Genomic DNA, 22,211 nt, shown 5'->3' on the forward strand with positions numbered 1-22,211 from the left:
GCCTTATTCTGCGCCTTTTCGCGGCTCAGCCATTAACATTTTGAGCGATTTGAGATATGATTGCACGGATAATTATTCAATGCAGTACATCGATGTAGGCTGTCATCCTGACGACTCACGTGATGTACTGGTCACCAACCGACGAGGACGACTATTGTGTTAGAAGCTTATCGTAAACATGTCGCAGAACGTGCTGAGCTAGGGACTGTACCACTTCCACTAAATGAGAAGCAGGTAGCAGAATTGGTTGAGCTACTTAAAAACCCACCAGCGGGCGAAGATGCGTTCTTAATGGACTTGTTAGAAAACCGTATTCCTGCCGGTGTTGACCAAGCCGCTTATGTTAAAGCTGCATTTTTAGCCGCTATCGTTAAAGGTGAAGCGAAATCTTCACTAGTTAGTAAGAAAAAAGCCGTCCAAATCTTGGGTACCATGCAAGGTGGCTATAACGTTCAACCGCTAGTTGCTGCTCTTGATGATGCTGAAGTTGCACAAGAAGCTGCTGATGCGTTGAAAAAGACATTACTCGTATTTGACGCGTTCAATGACGTGACTGAAAAAGCGGAAGCGGGCAATACTATCGCTAAAGAAGTCGTTCAATCTTGGGCAGATGCAGAGTGGTTCTTGAGCCGTGATGCCGTACCAGCAAAGACGACTTATACGACGTTTAAAATCACTGGCGAAACCAATACCGATGATCTGTCTCCTGCGCAAGATGCGTGGAGTCGTCCTGATATCCCATTACATTCATTAGCCATGCACAAAAACTCTCGCGACGGTATCACTGCTGACGTTGAGGGTGAAATTGGTCCAATGAAACAGATCGAAGCACTAAAAGAAAAAGGTCATCCATTAGCCTATGTTGGCGACGTGGTTGGTACCGGTTCTAGCCGTAAATCTGCGACTAACTCAGTATTGTGGTTGATGGGCGATGATATCCCTAACGTGCCAAACAAACGTGGCGGCGGTCTAGTACTCGGTAACAATATCGCACCTATCTTCTTTAATACTATGGAAGATTCTGGCGCATTACCAATCGAGAAAGTAGCGGTTGATAACCTAAATATGGGCGATGTGTTTGACATCTATCCGTATGATGGCAAAATCACTAAGCATGACTCTGATGAAGTACTATCAACCTTTAAGCTAAACTCGCCAACTTTGCTTGACGAAGTTCGTGCAGGTGGTCGTATTCCATTAATCGTTGGTCGTGGTTTGACCAATCGTGCCCGTGAATATATGGGTCTTGGTCATTCAGACGTATTTGCTAAGCCAGAAGAGCCAGCTGATACTGGTAAAGGTTTTACCCTAGCGCAAAAAATGGTTGGTAAAGCGTGTGGTCTAGCAGGTGTTCGCCCTGGTATGTACTGCGAACCAAAAATCACTACTGTCGGTAGTCAAGATACCACAGGTCCAATGACCCGTGATGAGTTAAAAGACTTAGCTTGCTTAGGTTTCCAAGCAGACTTGGTGATGCAATCATTCTGTCATACGGCTGCTTATCCAAAGCCAGTTGATATCGAAACTCAGCATACGCTTCCTGACTTTATCATGAATCGTGGTGGCGTCAGCTTACGTCCAGGCGATGGTATTATTCACTCATGGTTGAACCGTATGCTCCTTCCAGATACCGTTGGTACTGGTGGTGACTCGCATACCCGTTTCCCAATTGGTATATCATTCCCAGCGGGTTCTGGTCTAGTCGCTTTTGCTGCTGCGACTGGTGTTATGCCACTTGATATGCCTGAGTCGGTTCGTGTACGCTTCGTTGGCGAGCGTCAACCTGGTATCACGCTACGTGACCTAGTTCATGCAATCCCTTACCAAGCGATTAAAGAAGGTCTGTTAACGGTTGATAAGAAAGGTAAAATCAACGAGTTTAACGGTCGTATTCTTGAAATCGAAGGTCTAGAAGACTTAACGGCTGAGCAAGCGTTTGAATTGTCTGATGCCTCTGCTGAGCGTAGTGCTGCTGGTTGTACCATCACTCTATCTGAAGCGTCAGTGACTGAGTATCTAACGTCAAACATCACCTTGCTTAAGTGGATGATTTCAGAAGGTTATGGCGATGCACGTACCATTAGTCGCCGTATTGAGCAAATGCAAGAGTGGCTTGCTAATCCAAGCCTGATGCGTGCTGACGAAGATGCAGAATATGCTATTGACATGACCATCAATATGTCTGATATCAAAGAGCCGATTCTTTGCTGCCCGAACGATCCAGACGATGCTAAAACTTTGGCAGATGTCGCAGGCGACACCATTGATGAAGTATTCATTGGTTCATGTATGACTAATATTGGTCATTTCCGTGCAGCCGGTAAACTGCTACAAGACTTACCAGCGGGTAGCTTGAAAACTCGTCTATGGATTGCGCCACCAACTAAAATGGATGCGCGTCAGTTGATGGAAGAAGGCTATTACAACATTTATGCACAAGCCGGCGCTCGTACTGAGATGCCAGGTTGTTCATTATGCATGGGTAACCAAGCGCGTATCGCGCCGAACTCTACGGCCGTTTCGACGTCTACTCGTAACTTCCCGAACCGTCTCGGTCAAGGTGCTAACGTCTATCTAGCATCAGCTGAATTGGCTTCTGTTGCTGCGGTACTTGGTAAACTACCAACTAACGAAGAGTATCAGCAGTATGCTGGTATGCTTGATAGCATGGGCGAAGAGGTGTATCAATACATGAACTTCGACCGTATGGAAACCTATACTGAAGAAGCGGATAAAATTAACGTTGCTCAGTTAACCTAATTTTGGTTAAAGCTTAAGTTAAGTATTTTTAAGTTTTACAATTCTTATTTAAATAGAAACCCTGTATCACTATGATGCGGGGTTTTTTTTAAATTTAAAATATACCAATAATGATTTGCAAACTTTTATTGAGTGCTTATAATCAAAGTCGCTCATTCATCTTTAATTACTAACTCTTATTTTTAGAGACTAAAAATCACTTAAGTTATGGAAAATAAAAATATGCTTGATAAAGTAACGCCACCACCTTTACCGAATACTAGGATGGTTAATAATCATAGTTTTGAAGCAAACTATGGCATTATTGATTGGTTTAAAAAAGGATTAAGAAATTATATCAACTTCTCTGGTCGTGCTCGACGTAAAGAGTATTGGTATTTCGTATTAGTGCAAATGGGCTTAATCATCGTAGCAATGATTTTAGATGCCACTATATTTGGCTCAGAAACGGGTCTATTTTATGTCGTCGTAGCACTTGCTCTGTTTTTGCCGGCCTTAGCGGTGACTATTCGCAGATTACATGATACCAGCCGTTCAGGATGGTGGTTTTTGCTATCCATTTTGCCATTGATAGGCTCTATTATATTACTGGTATTCTTAGCGAGCGATACCAAGCTTGAAACCAATCAATGGGGTCCACCAGCAAAATAAGCCTTTTATTAGTCTTGTTTTGCGATAAGCGTCGACTGGTTTCTCGCCTTTGGTTTCTTATCTTGGCTCCTGTATAATATAGGGGCAGGCGGAAACCGTGGCTCTGTATGTGACTTATCTTTTTCTATCTCGGGACGAACCGATACTTTTCTAGGCAATTTTTTGTTTATACTAAAGTGCCAAGTGCTTTGGAGTTTTGGTTGATTATTTTATCCCCACTCAAACGTCGTATCGTTTATGTGACCATCTTTGAGCTTATCGCTGTCATTGCTTCTACCTTTGTATTAATGAAACTAAGCGGCGGCGATGCGGCAGAGTCGTTACCCGTTGCTGTGATGGTGTCATTGGCTGCGGTTATCTGGAATTTTTTATACAATACGGCTTTTGAAGCGTGGGAGCGGCGCAAGCAAGTGACTAAGCGCACGTTGTTAATCCGTAGTGCTCACGCTTTAGGGTTTGAAGGCGGCTTGGTATTGATTTGCTTGCCGCTATATATGATTTGGTATGATGTCGGTTTAATCAAAGCCTTTATGATGGAAGCAGCGTTATTGCTATTTTTCTTGGTTTATACCTTTGTATTTACTTTGGGTTTTGACAAGATATTTACCTTGCCGCATCATTATAAAACCGCATCTGCTTCTTCATGAATAAAGAGATTAATGGTATTAAATGACCCAAAAAAAAGGCTGGCATTAGGTAGCCTTTTTTTAGTAGTACAGATGATAGCATTATTAGGTTTTTATTTACCTTGATAAACGGGCTTACGTTTTTCCATAAAGGCGGTGATACCTTCAGCAAAGTCAGCGGTTTTGGCCATCATGGTTTGTTGATCCACTTCCATATCGAGCGCTTCATTTAAGCCTGTAAAAGCATGAACATTAATCATATGCTTCATTGATGCCAAGGCTTTGCCCGGTAAGTTGCTTAGCCGTGTTGCCAATGCCAGTACGCTGGCGTCAAGCTCATCTTTGCTCACGACGCTATTGACTAAGTTTAGACGCGCGACATCAGCGCTAGTGAGTTTATCGCCCAGCATCACAAGCTCAGTCGTTTTCGCCGCACCAATCAATTGATTCAATAAGTAAATGCCACCCGCATCTGGAATCAAACCGATATTGACAAAGGCTTGCACAAATTTGGCATTATCAGCCGCAATACGGAAATCACACGTTAATGCCAAGTTCATCCCAGCACCAGCTACTGCCCCTTCTAATTTAGCAATAATTGGCTTATGAATATTACGCAGTTTTAGGCTTACTTCTGCTACTTCTCTGAGCATAAAATCAAGCTTCGCCACCAACGCCTCAGGTTCCATACCATTTTCTAACATCTCGCCGATATGACCACCACTAGAGAAGTTATTATTCGACCCTTGCAATACAATCACGCGGACGTCAGCATCTTGATCCGCCTGATCAAGCGCGTCCATCATTGCGCCTTTTAATGGTGTGCTAAAGGCATTTAGCGTCTTAGGGTCATTCATGGTAATGGTGGCAATATGGTTTTCGCTATGATATTCGACCAGAGGTTGTGACATATTTGGTTTCCTTAGTGAGAAGTTTCAGATAAGCATTGCTGATAACAATGGACGTTATGATGGATAGGGTGGTTAGGTGTAACAAGTCATTCAAGCTGATTACTATAGCAGCTTGTTATGATTATAGAAGCGAGTTTTGTGGGCGCTTAAGGCACGGACAAAAATATTTCATTTTTCCTTATTTTAATATATTTATATTATCGAATATATACTATCTGCCGTACCAAAATAACGCTATGAAGTATTTGCTTGGTGCATTATGATAGAAGGCAGATTTTAAAAGGTTTGATTTTTTATGACACCAACAAGGAAGTGGTTATGCCAATGATAAATGTAAATAATGTCGATATTTATTATGAAGACAGTGCGCCCGAGGATAAGCAAAAACCTGTCATGGTATTCGCCCATGGTTTGCTATGGAATACGCGCATGTTCGACAAGCAAGTTGAGTATTTTAAATCTGGCTGCCGCTGTATTGCATTTGATTTTCGGGGACAAGGTCAGTCTGAAATCACCAAATCTGGCTATGATATGGAGACACTGACCGAAGACACGCTAGCATTACTGGAAGCGCTGGATATTGATAAATGCCATTTTTTAGGGTTATCCATGGGTGGTTTTGTCGCTCAGCGTATCGCGCTAAAACGTCCAGAGCTACTGCTATCGCTAACATTACTTGAAACGTCAGCAGACCCTGAAGATCCTAAAAACGTGCCACAATATCGTAAGTTGATGAAAGCCATTCGTTGGTTGGGAATGAAGCGGGTCAGCCAAAAAGTCATGCCTATTATGTTTGGCAATAGCTTTTTGACTGATAAGTCACGTAAGGCTGATCGCAGAGAGTGGCTCGCGATGCTACAAAGTAATCGTAAAGGCGGGGTCGTTAAGGCGACCACAGGCGTGATTGAGCGCTCGGCCACTTATGATCAGCTAGGGGAGATTACCACGCCGACACTAATCATCGTTGGCGATGAAGATACGGCAACGCCTTATGCAAAGGCGGAGCGGATGCATTTTGCAATTAAAGGCTCGAAGCTTGCGGTTATCAAAGGCGCTGGGCATACGGCGACGGTAGAAGAACCTGAGCAGGTAAATAAGGTGATTAATACCTTTTTAGCAAACTGTGTCTAACTTTGAGCTAAACTGGAACCAGTCTTGAATAAAGCATCATAATTTATAAAGTGATGAATCTTTTATACTAAAAAAAGCCGTTATCTTAAATAGGATAACGGCTTTTTTATTGAAACTTAGATTAACAGATTAACTTTAAAGTGGCAGTTTTAAAAACATACTCTAAAGCAGTAAGGTTAATGTCTTTATTTATAATCTAGTCGTATAGTCAGTATTGATATCATCAAGGGTGCCAAAGACCTCGGCGCGATTGACGATTTCTGTTGCCCATGCACGGTGTGTGGCAGGCTCGAGCATGGTATCGTTATATTTAAATACCGCTTTTGCCTCGCTATGCAAGATTGCCTGAGCTTCATCCAAGGTACTTAACGGCACACAATACGCTTGCTGTACCAAAGCAATCTGACTTGGGTGAATGACTGTTTTGCCGACCAGTCCCAAGTTTACATCACGCATCAGCTCTTTCATAAACAGCGTTGGCTGCTCTAAGTATTCAAATACTGGAGCGGTAAGATAAAAACCATGCGGTACAAAGCAGCCAAGCAGCTGATAGACGAGCGTACCAATCGGGGTATCATAGACGATGCTATTTTTAGGACGGCGCAAACGTAGCGCTGCAAATAAGTCGTTACCACCGATACGCAAGGCAAAAACGGGCTGGCTAAAGGCTTCTTTAAAGCCGATTGCCAATTCTTGATTGTGATGAGGGTTAAATAGCGCTGCCGTCTCAAGCGTTGGCATTAATAAATGCTCAGTACTTAAATTCTGAGACGCCATGCGCCAATTAGACAAGCTATACATATCGACTTTTGGCATCACAAAACCATCGACCAAATCAATATGGGCAAAATCTGCCAGCTGCTCTAACATCGCTGGATGACGCGGACGTATGAATACTAAAGGTCTGGTTGGCTGATCGGTTTGCTCTTTTGATTGAATGCCATGTTTTTTTGCTGGGTCATTGATACTATCGACATGCGCCGCCCACGTATGTAGCAGCGTTTGCAGTCGTATGAGCGCTAGCTCAACATCGCTATGGCTGACCGCATCTTCTAAGCAGATAATAATACTGTTAATCGTCGATAATTTTTCGCGCGTAATGACTTGCCAAATATCTTGCCGCGTCGCAGGCATGTAAAGGCTGGCACCCAATTGATACGGGTGATGAGTATGCGGCTTAAGCATCGCATGACGCTCAGTAATCAGGTGGGCGTAAGACTGATCGTTATTATAAAGGTTGGACTCGTTGTGCGGTATATCGGACATAGTTGGCATCGTAAATAGTGATAAATGAATGGTTTATAGAGGGAAGGTCATAGCATAAGGACGTATGATAAAAACAGCGCTGCTAGTGCAATATGGATACATTTCTTTCGCAATGCATCAATACATTAATAAATCATGAACGATCTGTTGCGCGCTGCTTGATCAATGTAATCGCTTGATAGGGGAGTATTTTAGCACCTAATACCGTGATATTGATATCACGCTCGCTACATAAATGGCGCAATAACACCGTATCAGGGTGATCGGCGGTTGCGAGCAAGATGTGCTCAGGATCACGGCGTAATATCGCTCGTGTCGCCTCTGCAATGGTCGGCTTAATGCGATTGCGGTTGCTAATGTCATACTCTGCTGCCAGCATATCGATTAAATCCGCGGTCTGATAACGTGGTTGCTTAAACGTTTGCAAGTATTGGAGAGGCGTAGACAATGCCCGCCGTGCAGTATCAATATGATCAACAAAGGCTAGGCTATGATCTACCTCAACCAAGCTATCATAAAAGACACTACGATGTAGCCCCGATTGTGGCTCAGTATATAAACTGCGTGATATCAGTCCCGATATGGTGCTGTTCAATAAACCTGAAGGAATCAGCCAGTCATCCTCACTAGCTGCTAGCCAAGCAACGCCAGCCGGATCAGCAAGGGTTAATAAGGGAATAACATTTTCACCTTGATGAAAAATATTGGCAAAATTTGGATGATTAGGGTTACTAAAAACGTCTAAGCTATGAGCCAACTCTTGGTAAATAGCCCCTTTACCCGTCCAGCCATCGATAAAGATGATAGAACTCTCTGGATGAGTGTCCAATATCATCTGTAAGGCAACCGAATCAAGTCCGCGATCGCGAATGATACTGATACCATAATGCATGCTTGGCAGCGCATAGCTGCTATTAGTATCTGCTAATGCGCGCTGCAACAATACGCCAACTGGTAAACCTGCGCGTACTAAGCTGACTAATATTAATGGACGTTCATTATTAACAGTGCGTTCGTTTAGAGGGTTTTGAAAAGTATGATGTAGTGTATAAGCCAAGTTCGCAATATCAGTCGCGGTTCTCGTTGTACCTTGCGCTAATGCCTGCTGATACAATTGCTCATGCATGGCAGTTGGTGCTTGCTCTAACGTCAACATGTCTGAATAATGACGCTGACCGCTTTGAATCAGCGCTTCTTTTTGGCTAACCGGTACATCGGCAACTGACGCTTTATCGACGATATCGAGTAGTACGGTCACATCGCTGGCAAGATAGCTGCCTGAGCCATATGTCTCCAGTTTTTGAATATTAGGGTTCGTCATATGATTGGTCATAAGATGTTTTCTACTTCTATAAATAGTGGTTATTATTATAGTTATTTAGATTTTAAAGCGATTAAAAGCTGAGAATAATTGAGGATTAAAAGTTATTGAGTGTTTAGAATTACTGAGAGCTAAAGCTATCGTGCAACTGACCATGATTGGGCATGCCATACCAATCAAGCAATTGCAAAAATGGTAAATCGGCCAAGCTATCACCAAAACCAAAGCTTGGACGCTGACTGTCTAAATGATGGTCTAATAAAAACTGTACTGCATGGTGCTTATGAACCGCGTGCGGCAATATCGCCAGATTATTCGCATTCACATGCACATAAAAATCTTGCTCAAAGTCACGTATTAACGTTGGCAACTTTTTAGCTAGCTCTACTAACGCTTTATGGTCTTTTTCTGCGTGCTTAATAGCCAAATAAATGGTTAGCTCTTCATTAACAGTGCCATCATTAAAGCTATCAATATGCGGTGTAAATACCAGCTGGCTGTTGTCATTTCTACTATGATTAGCAAATAATTGGCTTAGCTGCTGCAATTTATCTTGCAGTGGTGCAAGCTGACTATGCATACGCTGTTGCCACTGGGCTTGTAACGTACCGTCTTTATCAAGAATAATGGCACCATGAGTTAAGACTTGCCAACTGTCAAAAGGCAATTTAACGCGTTTAATTTCACTGCGGTCGCGTGCGGTGACCACTATCAGCTCAGTACTAGTAAGTAGCCAATTAAAAAATACCGCTTGGCGTTGAGTCATAAAGCTTAATGGCTCGCCTTGTTTATTAACGGTCGCGCAAACTAGATTTTCAGTTTTAGCCGTTGGCAAATCCCATGCGTCAATTTTACGTTGGGTTTGAAAAAGTGTATCGTCCAAATCCATCAGCGCGTAGGGTTTGGTGATATCGAGATTGGTTTGAAAAAATGGGGTAGTCATAGTATTTGCCATAAAAGCGTGCGTAAGTGTTGAATGTGAAAATCAAAGTAGGATTTAAAGAATAGTTTTAATAGGACAGCTTTTATAAGCTAGCTTTTATAAAACAGCTTAAAGTGTCGGACTCACCACCAAGATATTATCCAAATCTTTCCACATGTCATCAACACTATCCGCCGATGTTTCAACGCACAAAACAATTAAGTCCCAATCGTTAGGCTCAACATTATAAGCAAAGTTGGTCATACCAAGCCCATAGTTATCGCTAAAACTGAGCATAGTGGTAATCGCGCCACCAAGGGCAATCGGTGAACGTGTTAACGCACTAAAATTAACGGTAGAGTTTTGAGTTTGCGTCTCAAGCCATTCAGCCAATAAAAACGGCAGCCAGACAAACTCATTACTGCCCAATACTAAAATCCGCTTGGGCAACTGCTCTTTCTCAGATTGGGCTTGATTATTAAACACCTTGAATGCGGTTTGAAATTTCAAAAGGTAATTATCAAAGCCATCGGTGCTGTCTAGGGTTGGGAAGCGTCCCCAGTTGCCAGTATCACCTAGCGTATGACTGCCAGCCTCAGTGGTATCGACCGATGGCATCGTAATCGGCTCAGGATTGGGCGCATCCGTCCATGTCCAGGCACCAGATAACAAGTGATGACGTTGAAACTTGATATTAGGTAGACGTTTGGCGATTTGATCAGGCACAGCGTCATCCGAGTCAGCTGTATCCTGATGCTGATGTCGTTCCTGATTTAGGGACCAATCAACCAAAGTGGTCAGATGTACTTGCTCTAATTGATCAAGCCCTGCGTTACGTAAGGCCGTGACAACATTGACGCAAGTATTGCCCGTTGACGCTTCGTCATCCACCATAATCAAGGTTTTACTCGCTAGTAGCTGCGCTTGAGTGACGTTATCTGCACTTTGATAAATCAGATGCTGGCTGGCGTGACTATGGTCTTCGCTAAACGTGGTCAATAAAGAGTGGCTGCTTTTGTCATGACTGTCATCATGTTGCGCATGACGCGTAGAATTTAATAATAAAGCTTGTGGATAGCGAGTTTGTAGCGCTTGATGTACCCCCGCAGATAGCCCAACCGCCGTCTCTGCCATACCGATGACCAAAATAGGTTCAGGCAAATCATCTGGTACTAAGTTTGCCAAATCACTAAAAGCATCACGCATGGTGCTAGGCGCGACTGGAATATGGCGACCTAAGACTTTTGAGACAAACAAAAATGCGCGTTTAGGATTAATGCGCTGCGCAAATCCAAGCAAGTCTTCTAATTGATAGTGATTGCTTTGTTCTGTTCCATCTTTTGCAGTGGCTGAATTGGTTTGATAGGTTAAATCAAGAGTGCCACGTGGTAGGGTGATGCTATGCTTATACATTTTATTAGCCGTCATATTATTTTTAATATCAGTCATCGCTTATTTCTATCCCATATTTTTCGCACAAAAATCGTAAATCGCCTTTTATAACGCTGTTTTGAGGGTGCATATGCCATTCATTGCTTTTTTTAACTAAGACAAAAAGCTTACGAGTTTGAGCACTTTTTAAGTCTGTACCAAACTCTCCTTCATATATAATTTTCTTAGAGTTTCTAATGCTAACTTTTATTGGATGGGCAGACTTTAAGTTACTATCTTGGGCGGTGGCAACGAAAACTATCTGAGTAATTTTTTTATCTTGCTCTGCAAGATTACAGCTAAAGTAAGTTGCTCGTGAAGAAGGTGCTAATTGAAGGTCTTTGAGTATAAGACTAGCATCAGGGCTCTCGTTCTGACCATAGAAAACCATATCTTGGTCACCTCTAACTACGTTTTCATTGGTCAATCTGAAAGCGATGTAATCTATATGTGAGGAACTTGGACTTCGTAAAGATACTTCAATGTTAGAATTCATAAAAACTGGATAAGATTTAGTATTGTCCATATTTTTATTTATAGTGCTTGCATTTGATTGTATTCCTATCTTTGAGTAATTCTTATCACGTACATATAGTGTGGAGTTTATAAACTTTGTTTCAAATAAATCAATGTTTTTAATAATATCGGCAAGTTTAGAGTATCCATAATACTTAGGGTCAAAAGAGGGGTAATGTTTTTTTATTCCACTGCCTACCAAAGCAAAGTTTACCCAGTGGTCATCTTCTGCTTTAGGGTGGTCAATAATAGAAGCGCGTAAGCTATTGAGTAGCTTGGTATCACATTTTAGACGCTTCTCACCCCAAGCGGATACTGTTTTAGAACTATTTTGGTTTAGTTTGTGGCTATCATAAATAGGAGGATTGATTACGCTTTCAGCTTTTTTATGAGCACTTAGCAAATCCTCTACATAAAAGAATTTATCACAAGCCTGTGAAAACGCGCTAACCGTATTACGTTTGCCAAAGCCAAATACTTTTACATGGTTTTTGCGAATACGTAGGGCCAGTGAAGTAAAATCGCTATCACTTGATATCAGGCAAAAACCATCGTAATTGTTACTATATAGCAAGTCCATGGCTTCGATAACCATGCCGATATCAGTGGCGTTTTTGCCTTTTACATAAGCGAAATGTTGCATAGGGTCGATGGCGTATTTAAGTAATGCTTCTTGCCAGCTCTGAATATGTGCATTGCCCCAGTCGCCATAGATTTTTTTACAAGTGATATGTCCAATATTCTCTATCTCTTGCAGAATATAATCAATATTCTTTGCTGAGGCGTTATCGGCATCAATAAGTACGGCTATACTTTTGAGTTTAGCGGGCATTTATTTTCCTTAATACACTTTCTTAAAGTGACTCTTTCATATTCTTTTAATTTGCAATGACTACTTAACCCTGACATCCTACTAACCACAAAGCACCGCGACTTTGCTTACTCAATTGCGGTGTGGTCAACGCGGCAGCTGTCGTGCCTGACATGCCATCTGAGCTAGAGGACTCAGATAAGTTATCTAAACTCATTCCAGCGCTCGCGAGTAGGGCGGATAATAACTGAAATTTCACCGCATAGTTCATATTTTGTGCATGCTCGTGGACGAGGCTGGACGTTACCATGCCGATAACTTCGCCAGTCGGTAGTAATAAAGGGCTGCCACTAGAACCGGGTTGAATGGGCGCGGTAAATTGCATATAGCGAATATCATCACCAAACCCTGTCAAACCTGAGATACAGCCTTGTGTCACTTGGAGTTGACTACTCAATCCTGATAACGGAAACCCTAAAGTCGTAATGGTTTCACCCAAATTATCAGTACAACGCTGTGCTAAGGGTAAATAACTTGGCAGCGGCTCGCTTACTCTAATAATGGCTGAATCACTACCGATATCGCTAAGCACCACTTGCGCCTCACGATCAGGCTGACCTTGTTGTCGAATTCCAATCATTGCCGCCGACTCAATGACATGATAGCAAGTCAATAGATGATAAGGGTCAATAGCAAAAGCCGTCCCTGTCCAAGTTTCGCCAGACTGAACATGTCTTGGCGGGCGCGCGTCACTGTTAGGATAATCTTGCTGCTGCGCGCGCTGGGCATCTTGGATAAGGGCGTGCGTATCTGGCGGACGCATATCGAGGCTAATTTGCACATGATGCTCTAGACTTGCCAATCCTTGCGTAGAGCTCTCACCAAGGGCGCGGCATTTAAATTGTCCATTGCGCCGATATATTTCTAATATGATTGCTGCTTTAACATGGCGCTCACTTGCGATAAATTCATAACGAATATCGCCATTGTTTAGCGTTAAATTTACTTTGCTTAATTCGACAGCGGGTAAGTTGAGGCTTGGCTCATGATAAACATAAGCAATCAGTTGTACAAAGCTTACGCCTTGTTTATCAAATAATGCAGGCAAATCCAATTGCCATGTGTTTGGGTTATCCTTGCTATTGAGCTGTGCCCACTCTTTTGGTTCATGCAGATAAGCAGGGCTACAAGCCGCTTTACGATGCTCATCTAAAGGCAGCCATAATAGCCCAAGCTGCTCGCCAAACTTTAGCTGATTTGTCGTCGCAAAAGCGACCGAACAATTCGATTGGGCGATAACCGTATTTGCCCCTAACACTAACGTGGTTTGTGCTGTCATCGCCTGCCTCTTATTGAACATATTCGGTTGCCGCCGATTTATTACTGCCGATTTTTTATTTCATTGTTTTTACTTACTCGCTAGCATCTTCTTCAATCTTTACGCTAACCATAATTGAGCGTACTTGGCAGGGAGTGATTTGCTGTGCAATATCCGCAAGTTTTGGTTTATCGGTTAAGCCCAGCCAGTAGCCAAATCCAACTTGGGTTAAATCGACCCCGCTATGAGTGGTGTAATCAATGCCACCAGAGGGGCGACTGTTAATTTCAAGCACACGGTGCTGCCCGTCATCATCGGCTTTGGTTTGTACGCTGACGATACCATCGCAGCCAAAGGCTTTAATCAGTGGAATAACCACATCCATAACCGCTTGCTCGTAGCCGATATGCTGAATTTTCCCTGTTTTATAACGGGTGATGGCAGCCAATACTTCACCATATTCGCAAACGACATCGATAGAGTATTCTTGGCCTGATAAATAAGGCATCAGTAACATAGGAATAGGGCGCTCGTGCACCATAACACTGTTTGCATAGGCATTGATAAACTGCGTGGTATTGATTTTTTTCTCTTCGGTAAAGTATAAGTGCTCAAAGCTATCGTACTGTTCACCAAGGTTTTTGGCTAAATCTAGCCGCCAAAAACCTTGGGCAAAAATACCCGTAACCGGTTTAACGCATAAAGGCTGATGACCGTGCGTAGCAAGTAACGCCTCAAGCTCTGCGACATTATCAAAGCGCCACGCTTCTGCCACGGGAATATCATGCTCATGACACTGCTGCATAAAGGCAAATTTATCATCTATCGCTTCTAACGCCGCCACACTCGTCGCGCCAGTCAATAAACGAATACCAGCTGCCTCAAATGCCTCACGGTGGGCTTCGTAATCAATGCCATTGCGTCCAGTCAGTAACACTTTCACGTTGTTTTTCTGAGCTTGCTCTAAGACAAACTGCCAACGCGGCATCAATGGCTCTAAAGGTTCGAGCATTGCTTGCTCATCGCTATCTGTGGCGCTCGCAGAAGGCTCACGGTAAATGCTATCGGCAAATTCAAAAATCTCAGGTCTATTATGGCGGTGTGACGCGATGATGTTAAATGGCATATCAGATTGGGCTTTTAGGGTTTGCAGGCTGGCTAACATATCACGCTGGCTTGACTGACCTTCAGCTAACCAAGCGGCAGGTGGCACGGCAGTCGACGTTGTATGAGGGCTTTCGTTAGCAGGGGTTTTCATAATTCTCTCAGCGTTATCATAAATTTTAGAAGGGAGTAACTGGGACTGGCATTTAATAAGGTAATAACCCAAGGCGCGATACGGCGTTGGTTAACAGTATTGATTAACAGTATGGGTTATAGCAGGGTCTATTATATACAAATGCTAAGCGTTATAAATGCTGCTGACAAAATAGCATTAAGGATTTGTAAAAATGTTTTTGCAGCGTTGTTAATGCCTTGTTGAACGGCCGTGCACTGTAAAAATCAGGCGCTATCCATGCTACTATATAGCGATAGCCAATCTCACCTATATAAACAAATAATAAATAACCTAAAGGATAAATGATGAGTCAACCTCAAAAACTGATTGCTGGCGCTAATGCACCGCTGCCAACGGATAATATCAGCATTCGTATTTTAAGCCAAAGCGCCATCGATTGTGCCGCTTATCGCCTGACCACTGACGGTAAGGTACGTGGCGATGGCGACATGATATTTTATGGGCAGACGCGTAGCGATGATGGCAGCGTCAGTTTCCGTGGTCATGATAGCGATGGATTTTTTGATATTAACTTACCAGCGCAGCCTGCGAGTATTGAGAAGATAGCCCTTGCGTTTTCTAGTGCGCAAACGCTTGCGCAAGTCGGCGATGTGGATATTCAGGTTTTACAAGGCAGCCAAGTGCTGATGACTTGTCAGTTAAGTGCTGCTGGACGTAATGAAAAAGCCATCATTTTAGCAGAGTGTTACCGCCGCCAAGGCAGTTGGAAATTCCGTTTTATCGCCCAAGGTTTTGAAGGTGGTTTAAAGCCTTTGTCTGAACATTTCGGTGTTGAAATTGCCGATGAAGCCCCAGCTCAAAGCCAGTCACAAAATCAAGCGCAAAGCCAATCTCAATCTATCAATACGCAAAGACCTATCAATACGCAAAAAGCGGGTAGTGCGCCTCAAACAACGACTCCGCCGCCAATTCCTACAGCTTCTCAAAATCCGTCAATTAACCTAAGTAAAATCACCTTAACCAAAAACCAATCTAGCATCAATCTAAAAAAACGCGATGATTTTGGTAAAATTTCTGTCAATCTTAATTGGAATCAGCGCCCAGATAGCAGCACACAAGCCCCTAAAAAAGGCTTGCTAGGCGACCTGTTTAAGCAGCATAAAGCCGCTGGTATTGACCTTGATGTTGGGGCGATGATTCATCTGAAAAATGGTGAAAAAACGCTGATTCAGGCCTTGGGCAATCGCTTTGGTAATCTACAATCAGCGCCTTATGTATTGTTACGTGCCGATGATAGAACCGGACAAGTCAGCGGCGGTGAGTGGCTCGATATCAATGGACAACAGTGGTCGCAGATTGAGGAAGTGTTTATCTTTGCTTTCATTTATGAAGGTGCACCAAACTGGGCGCAAACCGATGGCGTCGTAACCATTCATGTACCCGACCAGCCACCGATTGAAACCCGTTTGACAGAAGGTGCGGGTAATTTACCAATGTGTGCGATTGCGCGTTTGGTCAATCAAAATGGCAGTATCAACGTTGAACGTATTAATGAGTACTTTAAAGGCCATCAAGAGATGGATAAAGCCTTTAATTGGGGCTTTAGCTGGAAGCGTGGTAGCAAGTAAGCGCTTTAATAGTATTATTTAATACAAAAAATCAGCCCGTCTATTATAAATAGACGGGCTGATTGCTTATAGATTACTAACAGTCCTCATTATTCAGTCTGTTTAAACTATTTACGCATGCGGTGTGATAGCCGGCATCAAATCATGAAAAGTACGACCAGAAGCGGTTTCGCCAATCGCGTGCATTTTCCACTCATTATTATGACGATACACTTTTGCCATAATCATTGCCGTATGAGTACCTTGCGACGATAAGTTATAGCGCGCCACTTCAGTGTTATTATTGGCATTAACGATACGGCAAAAGGCGTTTTCTACCGTTTCAAACGTCTGACCAGTGAAGCTATTGACCGTAAAGACCAGTGAAACTACATTAGCTGGAACTTTCGATAAATCAACATTGATGACTTCGTCGTCGCCGTCGCCATCACCAGTGCGGTTATCACCCGTATGGAGGATGCTGCCATCTTTTGATTGTAGCTGGTTGAACCAAATCGCATCGACAGCTTGTTTATTGGCATCAAACATAATACATGAAGCGTCTAAATCGATAGAGTCGCCGCCGCTACCGCCGCCAAATAACTTGCCTAGGAAGCCGCCTTTTTTCTCTTGTGCTCCTTGAAATACGTCCCAACCTAAACCCAATTTTACTTGAGTAAGCTCACCGCCAGCTTCTTTGCTGAGAGAGATTTTTTGACCCTTTTGTAGACTAACTGCCATGGGAAAATCCTTATAATAATTGTGAGTGGAGTAATTAATTTTTTAGTGCTGGTTTTTAGTTATCAATCTCTGCGCTGTTTTATAGCTATAAATTTCGGCTATAAACTTAAATTATAAGATATTATCTAAAAAACCACTGCTGCCACCGCGACCACCTGAGCTAGTACCTAAAATGCTTTGTAGCCAGCCTTGATAGCTATCACGATTGCGCGAGCAGATAATGACTTTGCCCGTTCCTGAGAAATTTAAAACCATCCCTTCGCCGCTAGTGACCGAATTGATGATATTGCCCATAAAACCTTTTTTCTTACTGGTGGCGACCGATAGTTTGTATTCCAAGCGCGAGTCCCAGCAGACCACATGACCGTTATCAATGATGACATCTTTGCCAGGTTCGACATCAATCTCAAATAGTGAGCCAAAGCCCGATACCACTACCTGACCATTACCTTGGGTTTGCATCACCATAAAGCCACCAGTATCGCCAAAGACCGCGCCACCTAAGTTACGCTGAATTTTAGCTTTGACTTCGACACCTGTTTGCGCCGCTACAAATGCACCGTCACTAAGCGTATATTGCTGCGCGCCGACATCAAGTATTTGCATATCGCCATCGAGCGTTGGCGCGAGTAGACAATCACCTTCGCCATCTACTGCTTCAATTTGCTGTTGAAATAATGATTCATCATTGGCAAAGCGGCGCATCAGTGACTGCATGAGTCCGCCCTGTAGCTTACCTTTTAGCTCAAGGTTCGACTCCATCATCACCATGGCATTGGCTTCACAATAAATGGAGTCGCCTTTTTTTAAGTTACAATGCAAAAAAGGTTCAATAGTGCCGATTAAGCTAAACGTTGCGGCCATAGGGTGCAAATCCTTATATCAATATTAGAATAGTGATTTAATTTTTTTAAAGTTATTTCTTTGTTTTTAAACACCTGTATAAAGAATTCTATCTAAAAGCAAACTTTTGCTAGCCAATTAATTTTAAAGCCATCAAATGTGATAATTGGACACACTTGATGGCTTTTTTTGATTCTACAAATTCAGCTTTTAATCTTAAACATTAACGCCAAAAGATGACGCTAATGGACCTAGACCGCCGCTAAAGCCTTGACCAACTGCACGGAACTTCCAGTCACCAGCATGGCGATATAATTCACCAAAAATCATCGCTGTTTCAGTGCTACCGTCTTCTGATAGGTCATAACGTGCAATTTCAGCTTCGCCATTATCATTTACCACACGGATGTAAGCGTCGCCAACTTGACCAAAGTTCTGGTTACGAGCTTGGCCTTCATAAATAATGGCACAGATAGCCACTTTGCTGACGTCAGCTGGGATACTAGCTAAGTTGATTTTGATTTTTTCATCATCGCCGTCGCCTTCACCAGTACGGTTATCGCCTGTGTGTTCAACCGCGCCGTTGTCTGATTTTAAGTTATTAAAGAAGATAAAGTCTTGGTCGTTGCGGACTTTACCTGCTTCATTGACCAAAAAGCCAATCGCATCTAAGTCAAACTCTTGACCGTCAGTAGCGCGTGGATCCCAGCCAAGACCGACAGTGATATTGGTGAGACCTGGCGCTTCTTTTGATAAGTTTACGTTGCCGCCTTTTGTTAAGCTAATAGCCATATAAATATCCTTTGGATTAATAGTTAAGTGGATTTGGTTTTATAAAATAAACTAAAAATAGGGCAGTGATTACTCTTTTAGCGAAAGTAACTGACTTAGCGAAAGTATCTGAGCGCAGAAGGTCAATAAATCGACCTGTACGCCATGTCCTGCCTATCATTACGTTTTACTATACTAAGCGTTTGCTTACTAAGCAAGGCGTATTTTGTGTGCCTATCTGACAGTTATATTTTTGTTTATAAAAAAGTGATTTATGGCGATATTAGACCTATTTTGGCTATTTATCTTATTATGATTTATAATAGCGCGCCCAGGTTCCCTCTACCCTGACTTAAAAAAAGGACTCTTCTATGAGCAGTAGTACACTTTTGACCACCCCGATTCAATCTATTCGCTACAGCCGTGCTTTATTCTGGCTTGCGAGTCTGCATATCTTTATCATCGCTATCAGTAATTACTTAGTGCAAATACCTGTCGGGCTATTTGGTTTTATTACCACATGGGGCGCCGTCACCTTTCCGTTTATTTTTCTGATTACTGATTTGACTGTGCGAATTTTTGGTCAGCAGTTGGCTAGACGTATTATCTTTTTTGCGATGCTTCCTGCACTAGCAATTTCGTACTATTTTTCGGTCGTATTTGCTGATGGACAGTTTGTCGGTCATGAGCATCTGCTAGATTTCAATTTATTTGTCTTTCGCATTGTTCTTGCAAGCTTCAGCGCTTATGTCGTTGGCCAGCTTTTAGATATCCAAATCTTTAATAAATTGCGCCAACTTAAAACTTGGTGGATTGCACCCTTAGTATCGACGTTTATTGGTAATCTGGTCGATAGCTTTTGCTTTTTTGCCATCGCTTTTTATAAAAGCCCAGACCCTTTTATGGCCTCGCACTGGGTTGAGATTGGCGCGATGGACTACTTGTTTAAGATAGTGATGGGCGTGCTTATCTTTTTACCTTTATATGGTGTGATATTGGCGAAATTGCAGAAAGTGCTGGCAGGGAAGTAAAAATAAACAGCTAGGTTGAGCGTATTGAAGATGGTATATATTGGTAAGGTGTTTTTCATGCATCAAATGTGTATATAAACTCAAATTAACGCCGAAGATTTAGCTAATTATTCAAAAACATTCAATTATTCAGAGTATGCAAATACAGATACAAAAACAGGTTATACCAATTGCTTTATATAACCTGTCATTGCTAATATCTTTTATCAAAGTTCTTTTTACTTAATTTGAAGTTAGTAGTAAAAATTAAACTAAAATTAAGACTAAGTAATCGACTTCGCTTCGCGCTTACGATAATTGAGTGAAGCGACAAACGCCCAACCAATAAACGCAATACCAATCAGACCAGTGATAATCTCTGGTACATGGAATTTCACCGATAACAACATGATGATAGCTAAAGCGCCAATGGCATAATGCGCGCCGTGTTCAAGGTAAACAAACTCATCAAGCGTGCCTTTATCGACCAAGAAGATAGTCATCGAACGCACAAACATCGCACCGATTGCAAGACCAAGCATAATCACGATAACGTCATTGGTAATCGCAAATGCGCCAATCACACCATCGAAACTGAATGAAGCATCAAGAACTTCTAGGTATAAGAAGCCGATAATACCGCCCTTCATAATTGCGCTGGTCGCTGCAGCGCCCGAGCCATTTTCTTCATTTTCTAAATCTGCTTCAAGGTCGCCTTCAAGCATACCCGAAACCACTTGTACGCCAAGGTATACCAAAATACCCCAAATACCGGCGACTAAGACAGCATTTGACTGTTCAGGATTGGCAAATGATACCGCAATCATCAACACGATAAGCGCTACAAACACGCTCATGGCATCGACTTTACCCAGTTTTGCCAAACGGCTCTCAAGCCAATCAAACCAATGTACTTCTTTATCGTCAAAGATAAAGTTCAAGAACACCAGCAATAAGAAGATACCACCAAATGCTGAGATTTCAGCATGATGCGCCAATAATCTGGCTGAATATTCTTTAGGATCGTTTAGCGCTAGGTCGACCACTTGCATAATACCCAAGTCAGCAGTGACCGCAACGATAACGATAGGAAATACCAAGCGCATACCAAAGACGGCGACTAAAATACCAACGGTTAAAAATATCTTTTTCCAAAATTCGTCCCAGCCTTTAAGGACTGAAGCGTTGACCACCGCATTATCAAACGATAATGAAATTTCCATGACGGCCAAAATAGCGGTAATAGATAAGGTGGTTATCATACCGCCCATACCGCCATGTGAATATCCCCACCATGCCGCGACCGCTAGGGCAATGGCTGTGAAGATAAAGTCTAAATAAAAATGTCTCATGACACATCCTGTCTGGTTGCATAAAGCTAAGGTCGGTCTATTATAGACACTAACCACAAAAAAAGCGGTTATGGCTAACCGCTTTTTTTGCATAATTTTAAACGAAACATAAAGCATTACCAATCATTTAACGACTGAAAATTGTGACTATTTTGCAACCACATTTTACAGTCATAATCACAGCGCATAGTGATGTAGCATAACTTTAAGTTTTGGACGTGTTTATTGTCTAGTTAAAGCTGTTAACACGGGCTAAATATCAATTTAGATATCGACGCCATACTGCTGACACATGGCTTGCAAGCCACCTGAATAGCCTTGACCAACGGCGCGGAATTTCCACTCACCATTATGACGATAGACTTCGCCAAATACCATTGCCGTCTCAACAGAGTAGTCTTCTGCTAAATCAAAACGTACCACTTCCGTGCCGGTTTCTTCGTTTACAACACGGATAAAAGCGTTGGCGACTTGACCAAAGTTTTGGCTACGAGCCGCTGCATCATGAATGGTCACCGTGACGACGATTTTATCGACATCAGCAGGTACTTGGGTTAGGTTTACTTTAACGACTTCATCGTCACCATCGCCTTCACCAGTACGGTTGTCGCCGGTATGTTCAACCGCGCCATTGTCAGATTTAAGCTGGTTGTAAAAGATAAAGTCATGGTCACCGCGTACTTTACCCGCCGTGCTGAGTAAAAATACACTGGCATCCAAATCAAATTCAGCGCCAGACGTTGCGCGCTCATCCCAACCAAGACCGATAAGTAGCTTGGTTAAATTTGGGTCGGTTTTGGTAAGCGATAAGTTACCGCCTTTATTAAGTGATAAAGCCATGGGGTTATCCTTGTTATTAGAGTGATTAAGGGTTTGATGGTTAATTATATAAATAAAAACAATCGCAATAGTGGGATTAAAGCGCTCGTAAATCTACGCTTCACAGTTGCTTAGCTATTACCTAGCTAGTATTTAGTGACGCT

19 protein-coding genes are annotated in these 22,211 nt (G+C 42.6%); 6 read left to right on the forward strand and 13 right to left on the reverse strand.

All coding sequences use genetic code 11. The features are described 5' to 3' along the window. Positions 1-156: 156 nt before the first annotated feature. The 3 genes from acnB (at position 157) to JMX13_RS01325 (ending at position 4,058) form a co-directional block, all read left to right on the forward strand. Complete coding sequence (gene acnB / locus JMX13_RS01315) at positions 157-2,760, forward strand: bifunctional aconitate hydratase 2/2-methylisocitrate dehydratase (protein ID WP_201609039.1); 2,604 nt, start codon at positions 157-159, stop codon at positions 2,758-2,760. A gap of 207 nt (positions 2,761-2,967) precedes the next feature. After that, on the forward strand, positions 2,968-3,411 hold the full coding sequence (locus tag JMX13_RS01320; protein ID WP_201609041.1) for a DUF805 domain-containing protein: 444 nt from the start codon (positions 2,968-2,970) through the stop codon (positions 3,409-3,411). Positions 3,412-3,611: 200 nt separating this feature from the next. Continuing rightward, on the forward strand, positions 3,612-4,058 hold the full coding sequence (locus tag JMX13_RS01325; RefSeq protein ID WP_201609042.1) for a PACE efflux transporter: 447 nt from the start codon (positions 3,612-3,614) through the stop codon (positions 4,056-4,058). Positions 4,059-4,150: 92 nt separating this feature from the next. Here the strand turns inward: JMX13_RS01325 and JMX13_RS01330 are convergent, their stop codons facing one another. Continuing rightward, the gene (locus JMX13_RS01330; protein WP_201609043.1) at positions 4,151-4,948 is read right to left on the reverse strand and encodes an enoyl-CoA hydratase/isomerase family protein; all 798 of its coding nucleotides are present in this window, start codon (positions 4,946-4,948) and stop codon (positions 4,151-4,153) included. A gap of 318 nt (positions 4,949-5,266) precedes the next feature. Here JMX13_RS01330 and JMX13_RS01335 point away from each other — a divergent pair, with 318 nt between their 5' ends. Further along, a complete protein-coding gene (locus tag JMX13_RS01335) occupies positions 5,267-6,079 on the forward strand; it encodes an alpha/beta fold hydrolase (RefSeq protein ID WP_201609044.1) in 813 nt (270 codons plus the stop codon). Positions 6,080-6,268: 189 nt separating this feature from the next. On the opposite strand, the gene JMX13_RS01340 is transcribed toward JMX13_RS01335, so the two are convergent. The 7 genes from JMX13_RS01340 to JMX13_RS01370 form a co-directional block, all read right to left on the reverse strand. Continuing rightward, entirely contained in the window at positions 6,269-7,345 is a 1,077-nt protein-coding gene (locus JMX13_RS01340) for an HpcH/HpaI aldolase/citrate lyase family protein (RefSeq protein ID WP_201609045.1), read from the reverse strand. 133 nt (positions 7,346-7,478) lie between these two features. After that, entirely contained in the window at positions 7,479-8,666 is a 1,188-nt protein-coding gene (locus tag JMX13_RS01345) for a cysteine protease StiP domain-containing protein (RefSeq protein ID WP_201609046.1), read from the reverse strand. A 121-nt stretch (positions 8,667-8,787) separates the two neighbouring features. Further along, entirely contained in the window at positions 8,788-9,609 is an 822-nt protein-coding gene (locus tag JMX13_RS01350; RefSeq protein ID WP_201609047.1) for an HAD hydrolase family protein, read from the reverse strand. A gap of 108 nt (positions 9,610-9,717) precedes the next feature. Continuing rightward, positions 9,718-11,037 carry a phosphoribosyltransferase domain-containing protein gene (locus JMX13_RS01355; RefSeq protein ID WP_201609048.1) on the reverse strand — a complete coding sequence of 440 codons (1,320 nt, stop codon included), beginning with the start codon at positions 11,035-11,037 and terminating at the stop codon, positions 9,718-9,720. Beyond that, on the reverse strand, positions 11,030-12,367 hold the full coding sequence (locus tag JMX13_RS01360) for an NYN domain-containing protein (RefSeq protein WP_201609050.1): 1,338 nt from the start codon (positions 12,365-12,367) through the stop codon (positions 11,030-11,032). Before JMX13_RS01360 ends, JMX13_RS01355 begins: the two co-directional genes overlap by 8 nt. Before the next feature lie 64 nt (positions 12,368-12,431). Beyond that, positions 12,432-13,685 (reverse strand): trypsin-like peptidase domain-containing protein, encoded by a 1,254-nt coding sequence (locus tag JMX13_RS01365; protein ID WP_201609053.1) that lies wholly within the window; start codon positions 13,683-13,685, stop codon positions 12,432-12,434. Between the two features lie 73 nt (positions 13,686-13,758). Continuing rightward, positions 13,759-14,922, reverse strand: a complete 1,164-nt coding sequence (locus JMX13_RS01370) for an ATP-grasp domain-containing protein (RefSeq protein ID WP_201609055.1) — start codon at positions 14,920-14,922, stop codon at positions 13,759-13,761. Positions 14,923-15,248: 326 nt separating this feature from the next. Between JMX13_RS01370 and JMX13_RS01375 the strand changes: the two genes are divergently transcribed. Continuing rightward, complete coding sequence (locus tag JMX13_RS01375; RefSeq protein ID WP_201609056.1) at positions 15,249-16,532, forward strand: TerD family protein; 1,284 nt, start codon at positions 15,249-15,251, stop codon at positions 16,530-16,532. 111 nt (positions 16,533-16,643) lie between these two features. On the opposite strand, the gene JMX13_RS01380 is transcribed toward JMX13_RS01375, so the two are convergent. The 3 genes from JMX13_RS01380 to JMX13_RS01390 all read right to left on the reverse strand — a co-directional run bounded on the left by JMX13_RS01380 (position 16,644) and on the right by JMX13_RS01390 (position 18,887). Then, a complete protein-coding gene (locus JMX13_RS01380) occupies positions 16,644-17,252 on the reverse strand; it encodes a TerD family protein (protein ID WP_201543716.1) in 609 nt (202 codons plus the stop codon). Between the two features lie 111 nt (positions 17,253-17,363). Continuing rightward, positions 17,364-18,116, reverse strand: a complete 753-nt coding sequence (locus tag JMX13_RS01385) for a TIGR00266 family protein (protein WP_201609057.1) — start codon at positions 18,114-18,116, stop codon at positions 17,364-17,366. A 195-nt stretch (positions 18,117-18,311) separates the two neighbouring features. Next, positions 18,312-18,887, reverse strand: a complete 576-nt coding sequence (locus tag JMX13_RS01390; protein WP_201543718.1) for a TerD family protein — start codon at positions 18,885-18,887, stop codon at positions 18,312-18,314. 350 nt (positions 18,888-19,237) lie between these two features. On the opposite strand from JMX13_RS01390, the gene JMX13_RS01395 reads away from it, so the two are divergent. Next, entirely contained in the window at positions 19,238-19,897 is a 660-nt protein-coding gene (locus JMX13_RS01395; RefSeq protein ID WP_201543719.1) for a 7-cyano-7-deazaguanine/7-aminomethyl-7-deazaguanine transporter, read from the forward strand. Between the two features lie 263 nt (positions 19,898-20,160). On the opposite strand, the gene JMX13_RS01400 is transcribed toward JMX13_RS01395, so the two are convergent. Together JMX13_RS01400 and JMX13_RS01405 are read right to left on the reverse strand one after the other, a co-directional pair. Beyond that, positions 20,161-21,228 (reverse strand): DUF475 domain-containing protein, encoded by a 1,068-nt coding sequence (locus JMX13_RS01400; RefSeq protein WP_201609058.1) that lies wholly within the window; start codon positions 21,226-21,228, stop codon positions 20,161-20,163. A 264-nt stretch (positions 21,229-21,492) separates the two neighbouring features. Continuing rightward, the gene (locus JMX13_RS01405) at positions 21,493-22,068 is read right to left on the reverse strand and encodes a TerD family protein (protein WP_025650997.1); all 576 of its coding nucleotides are present in this window, start codon (positions 22,066-22,068) and stop codon (positions 21,493-21,495) included. Positions 22,069-22,211 lie beyond the last annotated feature (143 nt).

The organism is Psychrobacter immobilis (assembly GCF_904846285.1).
Taxonomy (GTDB): domain Bacteria; phylum Pseudomonadota; class Gammaproteobacteria; order Pseudomonadales; family Moraxellaceae; genus Psychrobacter; species Psychrobacter immobilis_D.